This window comes from Variovorax sp. KK3, from assembly GCF_001984055.1.
Taxonomy (GTDB): domain Bacteria; phylum Pseudomonadota; class Gammaproteobacteria; order Burkholderiales; family Burkholderiaceae_C; genus Variovorax.
The window spans coordinates 1-1,056 of the sequence record NZ_LYVO01000185.1 but is presented as its reverse complement, the minus strand read 5'-3'; the positions used below and the strand labels follow the sequence as shown (position 1 = coordinate 1,056).

Sequence of the window (1,056 nt, the reverse complement as noted above, 5' to 3'; positions counted from 1 at the left end):
TGCCTGGGCTCGGTTCAAAGCGCTGGTCGTCCGGAAGGAGCGAGCGAAGCGAAAAGCCGGGGCGGGGATGACATTCAACGCGTCCAGGCCATCGCTGCTGTGCCTGGGCGTGATCATCGGGATGATGATCGGGCCCGTGGAGGCGAGAGCGCAAGGCAGTTCGACGGCTGATCCTGGCAAGCCGAAGGCACAACCTGCGGCCGGTCAGGGAAGGATCATGGCGACGCAGCTTCCCCCCCATCTAAAGCGCTTGATCAATGCGGCCAAGCGCTTGAATGAAGAGCCAGGCCTCATCCTCGACAGGGAAAAGATCGAGGAGGTCATTGGGGCGCGCCTCATCGAAAGCAAGCCGACGCGAAACACGCAAGGAGGGCGAATCCTCGTCGAGTACTTCGCAAGCGAAGGTCCGTTGGCAGCGCCATTGTGGAGAGGCCGCTTGGTCTACACCGATCAAAAAGAGTCCGATTCGTGGAGCGTCAGGCTTGAGTTCGGCTACGCGCAAAGCATTGTCGATCCTGGGCTCATGTGCTATTTCTCGCGTCTCTTGGAGGCCTACTGGGGCAAGCCGTTCATGTATACGCCCCCGGACGTTCACGCACAACTCCAAGAGTGGACGCGACGTCCCGATTTGCCGCCAACGGGTCCACACGATGGACGTTCGTACACAGCCGCCTTTCGTGACATGCATCCTGGCAGCGCCAGCGTGTTCTTCGACATTGGGCCAGGCGGCTGCCTCTACAACATATCGATAGGCAACCAATACAAGAACGGGGAGTTCAGCGATGACCACATTTACCACGAATGATTCAATCTTCGACCGCATTCGCAGTGCCGATGGCGCGAACCCTGTCGCGCTCCAGAACTTCGTCAGTGCGCTCAATCACGATGCTTTCGCGAATGCGCAAGTAACGGCGATGGTCGATCGAGGCAATGCCGTTTTCGAACTGCTGCCTCATGCTCGACTTCTCGAACTGGGTGCAGCTGCGCTCTACGACTCCGATCGCAATGCTGCAGTCGCCCGTCGCGAAGGAAAGTTCGCCGTTCAGCTCGACGCGG

Annotated in this window: 2 protein-coding genes; both read left to right on the top strand. The window is 59.3% G+C overall.

Annotated features, from left to right (window positions below; translation table 11 throughout):
* A partial coding sequence (locus tag B0W80_RS34065) for a hypothetical protein (protein ID WP_218668989.1) occupies positions 1 to 805 on the top strand: 805 nt, incomplete at its 5' end.
* A partial coding sequence (locus B0W80_RS35305; RefSeq protein WP_143684928.1) for a hypothetical protein occupies positions 783 to 1,056 on the top strand: 274 nt, incomplete at its 3' end. The genes B0W80_RS34065 and B0W80_RS35305, both read left to right, overlap by 23 nt.